Consider the following 5,200-nt stretch of genomic DNA (forward strand, 5'->3'; position numbering starts at 1 on the left):
GCCACGATCAGCGAAAAGGCGTCGGCTTCCGCGCTCGCCATCCTCAACCAGGGCGGCAATGCCATCGACGCGGCCGTCGCGGCGGCGGCCACGCTCGGCGTCACCGATCCGTTCAGCTGCGGCATCGGCGGCGGCGGTTTCATGGTCGCGTACCTTGCGCAGGACAAGCGCGTGATCACCATCGACCACCGCGAGACGGCGCCGGCGTCGTTCAGCCCCAACGTCTTCCTCGACAACGGCAAGCCCGTCGATTTCGACACGGCCGTCGCCAGCGGCGCATCGGTCGGCGTGCCGGGCACCGTACGCGGCTGGCACGAGGCGCTGGACCGCTACGGCACGATGTCGTTCAAACAGGTGCTCGCGCCCGCGATTCAGGTCGCCACGAAGGGTTTTCCCGTCAGCGAGACGATGCACGGGCTGATCGTCGAAAACGAAAAGAAATTCGGCATGTTCGAGCCGACGAGCCGGCTCTATTTGAAGAACGGCAAGGCGCTGCCGGTCGGCACGATCGTGAAGAATCCCAACCTCGCCAAGGCCTACCGCGAACTGGCCGCCAAGGGCTATAAGGTGTTCTATGAAGGACCGCTGGCGCGCGCCGTCGTCGACGCCGTCAACCGGCCGCCCGTCGCGGCCGGCGTCCAGGTCCGGCCCGGCACGATGACGCTGGCGGACGTCGCGAACTACGAGGCGCGCATCCGTCAGCCGATCCGGTCGACCTACCGCGGCTACGACCTGTACGGCATGGCGCCGCCCAGCAGCGGCGGCGCGACGGTGGCCGAGGCGCTGAACATCCTGGAAGGCTTCGACCTGAAAGCCATGCCGCGCGCGAACGTGGAGCACCTGTACCTGGAGGCGAGCCGCCTGGCGTTTGCCGACCGCAACGCCTACCTCGCCGATCCGGAATACGTCGACGCGCCCATCGAAGGCATGCTGTCGAAACAGTTCGCGGCGCAACGCCGCTCGCTGATCCGGCCGGACCGCGCGGCGGGCGTGGTCCCGGCCGGCGACGCCTTCCTGTACGAGAACGACAAGAGCTTCCCGCTGCGTCCGCAGCAGGACCTGATCATGCGCGAAGGCACGCACACGACGCACCTGACCGTGTCCGACAAATGGGGCAATGTCGTGTCGTACACCTTCACGATCGAATCATGGGGCGGCAGCGGCATCGTCGTGCCGGGCTACGGCTTCCTGCTGAACAACGAGATGACGGACTTCGACTTCATGGGACCGGCACCGAACATCCCCGAGGCCGGCAAGCGCCCGCGCAGCAGCATGGCGCCGACGATCGCCCTCAAGGACGGCAAGCCCGCCTTCACGATCGGCAGTCCGGGCGGCGCCACGATCATCACGACGGTGCTGCAGACGATCGTCAACTACATCGACCTCGGCATGCCGATGGACCAGGCGCTCGCCGCGCCCCGGCTGTCGCAACGGAACAGCAAGGAAACGTCGGTCGAACCGGGCTTCGCGAACACGCCCGAGGCCCGGGCACTGGAACCGTTCGGCCACAAGTGGGAAGCGAAGCCCGAGGAAATCGGCGCCGCCAACGCTCTCGTGTTCAATTCGGACGGCACCGTGACGGCCGTCAGCGAAGTCCATCGTCACGGCAGCGGCGCGGCGCTCGTGCAGAAGCGCGGGCACTGACGCTACGTCATCCGCCCAGCCGGGAACGCCGGGGGCGCGGCCAGCATGCGGTGCCAGTCGCGGCGCAGCACGACCACGCACACCGCCAGCGGCAGCGCGACCAGCCATGGCCATGCGGTCGTGCCGGTGAGCCAGCCCAGGCCGACGGCCGCGAGCGCCTGCACGGCGGCCAGCGCGGCGGCGCGGAAGCCCTTCGCCAGGTTCCAGCCGCCCGCGGCGCTGGCGTAGTCGTCCAGCAGGCCCATCATCGCTGCCTGGCCGGCCAGGCAGCACAGGCCGACCTGGCGCAGCAACGCGTCCGGTCCGGTGAGGAATGGCAGCGTCACCGCGACGGCTGCCGCGGACTGCAGGATCCAGATCGCCAGCGCCTGGCGCAGCATCTGCGTGGCGAGGCGCCGGTTCAGCAGCGCGGCATTGCCGGCCCGCGGCGTCAGGCGCAGCAAGGCCTGTTCGCCTCGCGTGCGGCGCAATTGTTGCCCATACTGCGCGGTGCTGAACGCAATGGACAGTGCCAGCATGGACGGGGCGACGTCGGCCATCCAGTCGACGAACGCCTGCATGGACGTACCGTACGACGACGCGAGGATGCGCGCAGTGACGCCGAAGGCCAGCAAAGCGAAGGTGCCGATGATCCACGCGGTCCAGTGCACCACCGGCCCCAGTGCGTGCATCAGCATGACACCCGGATCAGCGCGGCGCAGCTCGCGGCGCAGGGCCGATCCATAGAACGACAGGTTACCCTGCTGCCCGGCCATGCCGGTGGAGAGCGGCCGCTTGCCGTCGTCGCAATTGCCGACGGCATTCATCAGCCTGACCTGCTCGTCGCGCCGGTCCAGGTAGGCGCCGCCGCCGGCCGGATACAGCCATCGCAGGCTCCAGACGGCGGCAGGCAGGACGAGCACGCCCAGTACGCCCATGGCGGCGTTGCCGGTCGTGAGGTCCGCCCATGCCGGCGGAAGCACGATGCGCGCCAGCCAGATCCAGTTGCCTCCCACGATCAGCAGGAACGGGACGATCCGGTTCTCCGCGCTCAGCAACGGCAGCCCGAGCGTGCCCAGCGCGACGAGCGGCAGCACGTCCCACGTGCCGATGCCGAAGCCGATGCCGAGCGTGGCGACCAGCCAGCACGCCGCCGCCATCTGCAGCAGGCGGCGGCGCTGCTGCGGCAACAGCCAGGCGTTGACGGGCGAATTCAGGCGCACGGAACCCGGCACGAACACGAAACTCCATCCGACCGCCAGCCCCCCCGCGGCGACTGCGACAAGGAAGCGCAGCACCGGCAGAACCTCGAGGTGTCCCAGGACGGCGATGATGAGTACGCAAGCCGCCAAGGCGCCGCCCGCCAGAGACATGGTGCGCATCGCATCCGCTCCCCGATACGCCGTTGCCGTCTGCCAGATGAGGCGGTAATCGCGCAGGGCGGCGTTCATTGTGTCACCTCGATGAACAGTTCTTCCAGGCTCAGGGATTCCACGCGGACGCCCGGCTCCCGTGCAAGGCGTTCGACGTCGGCGCCCGGCGCCTGCACGATCACGCTGGCCGATCCGCCGTCGCGCCGGCGCCTGACCTCCCCCGCCAGCGGCGTGACCGGCAACGTGGCGGCCGGCACGACGATGCGGCGCGCGCCTTCCAGCAATGCGTCCGTCTGGCCCTGCAGCGCGATGCGGCCATCTTTTAAAAACGCGAGGTCGAACGCGACGCGCTCCAGGTCGGACAGAATGTGCGTGGAGAACACGACCGTCGTGCCGCGCTCGATCACCTGCTCGACAAGCTCACGCAGAAAGGCACGCCGGCCGACGGGGTCCAGCGAGGACACGGGTTCGTCGAGGATCAGCAGGTCCGGCTCGTGCGCCAGCGCGCGGATGATGGCCAGTCTCTGCTGCTCGCCGCCGGACAGCCGCTTGATCGGCTTGTTGCGCAGGTGCGGCCCGAAGTCCCAGCGCGACAGCAGGCCTTCGACCTTGCCCTTGTTCCAGCGCGGGTACATGGCCTGGAAATAGTCGAACATCTGCATGGGCGTCAGCCAGTCGAACAGGTCGGTGCGCTGCGGGACATAGCCGATGCGCCCGCGCACTTCGTCCGACAGCGCGGCCACGTCTTCATCGAACAGGGCCACGCTGCCACCCTCGGCCTCGCGCAACCCGAGCATGCATTCGAGCAGCGTCGACTTGCCGGCGCCGTTGCGGCCCAGCAGGCCCACGACCTGGCCGGGCGCGATCTGCCAGTCGAGGCCGGAGAGCACGCGCTGGCTGCCGAACGACTTGCTGACCGAGGACATGCGAACGATAGCGGAACTCATTTTGTTTCCTTCAAGATGGTTGCGAACAAAGACAGGACGGTATCGGGATCGAGCTCGAGCTGGCGCGCCTCCAGTGCGGCGCGCTCGAGCGTGGGGCGCAGGAGGCTGGCGCGGTCGGCCGGCGGCGCCGGCGCGGACTCGGCCACGACCATGCCCAGCCCGCGCCGGCGCGCGAGCACGCCTTCCATTTCCAGCAGGCTGTATGCCTTCGAGACGGTCATCGGGTTCAGCGCCAGCGCCTGGGCGATCTCGCGCACGGACGGCATCTCGTCGCCGGGCCGCAGCTGGCCGCCGGCGGACAGGCGGCGCACCTGCTCKACGAGCTGGCGGTAGATCGGTTCCGGCGATCCGGTCGCGATCGAAAACAGGCTGGCGGTATGGGTGGGCATGGTGTCTACTGTATTAATTAAGTAATACAGTAGGACGGAAAAGGTGCCGTGTCAATGTATTTATTAGTGGGCACGGGGTGCCCAGCCTACGGCAACGAGATATACGTAGGGTGGGTACCCCGTGCCCACCTTTTCAGGAGGCGCCAAAAAAGACGGCCTCACGAGGAGGCCGTTAAAGGGCGTGGGCGCCAAGCCGCCCACTTTGGAACCGCGGACAGAGACAGGTCCGCGGAGACGACAGAGGTTGAAACGGTTACAGGTGCGGCACGATCAGGGGCATGAGGTCGTCGAAGGTGCGGCCGGTGCCGTTCTCGCCGATCGCATGCATCTTCCACTCGCCGTTATGGCGGTACAGCTTGGCCATGATCTGGGCCGTGTGCGAGCCCTGCACCGAGAGGTCGAAGCGCGCGATCTCCTTGCCGTTGTTCGTGTCGAACAGGCGGCAGAATGCGTTCTGGACCGACGAGAAGTTCTGGCCCGTGAAGCTGTTGACGGTAAAGACGAGCGACTTCACGTTCGCCGGCACCGTGCGCAGGTCGACGACGATCTGCTCGTCGTCGCCGTCGCCGGCACCCGTGCGGTTGTCGCCGGTGTGCGTGATGCTGCCATCACGGCTTTTCAGTTGACGGAACCAGACCACGTCCATCGGGCGGTTGGTGTCGTCGAACATCACGACGGACGCATCGAGGTCGATCGATTCGTTCTTCGCGCCGAAGCCGAAGAAGCCACCCTTCTTCGCCACGTCCCAACCGAGGCCCATCGTCACGCGGGACAGGGCGCCGCCGGCTTCCTTCTCCAGCGAGATCTTCTGGCCCTTCTGCAGATTGACTGCCATGATAAAACTCCTTTCAGTGCGTCAGCGCGCCGG

5 protein-coding genes are annotated in these 5,200 nt (G+C 67.5%); 1 reads left to right on the forward strand and 4 read right to left on the reverse strand.

What is annotated here, in order from left to right:
• Positions 1–1,644: gamma-glutamyltransferase (ggt, locus tag AC1DYX_RS27330; RefSeq protein WP_477264752.1), on the forward strand; the 1,644-nt coding region annotated here is incomplete at its 5' end.
• A 2-nt stretch (positions 1,645–1,646) separates the two neighbouring features.
• On the opposite strand, the gene AC1DYX_RS27335 is transcribed toward ggt, so the two are convergent.
• From AC1DYX_RS27335 to AC1DYX_RS27350, 4 genes are all read right to left on the reverse strand, one after another.
• Complete coding sequence (locus AC1DYX_RS27335; protein WP_477264754.1) at positions 1,647–3,074, reverse strand: hypothetical protein; 1,428 nt, start codon at positions 3,072–3,074, stop codon at positions 1,647–1,649.
• On the reverse strand, positions 3,071–3,943 hold the full coding sequence (locus tag AC1DYX_RS27340; RefSeq protein WP_477264756.1) for an ABC transporter ATP-binding protein: 873 nt from the start codon (positions 3,941–3,943) through the stop codon (positions 3,071–3,073). Before AC1DYX_RS27340 ends, AC1DYX_RS27335 begins: the two co-directional genes overlap by 4 nt.
• On the reverse strand, positions 3,940–4,332 hold the full coding sequence (locus AC1DYX_RS27345) for a GntR family transcriptional regulator (protein ID WP_477264758.1): 393 nt from the start codon (positions 4,330–4,332) through the stop codon (positions 3,940–3,942). Before AC1DYX_RS27345 ends, AC1DYX_RS27340 begins: the two co-directional genes overlap by 4 nt.
• 253 nt (positions 4,333–4,585) lie before the next feature.
• Positions 4,586–5,167, reverse strand: a complete 582-nt coding sequence (locus tag AC1DYX_RS27350) for a TerD family protein (RefSeq protein ID WP_477264760.1) — start codon at positions 5,165–5,167, stop codon at positions 4,586–4,588.
• Positions 5,168–5,200 lie beyond the last annotated feature (33 nt).

This window comes from Massilia sp. P2_C2, from assembly GCF_056404615.1.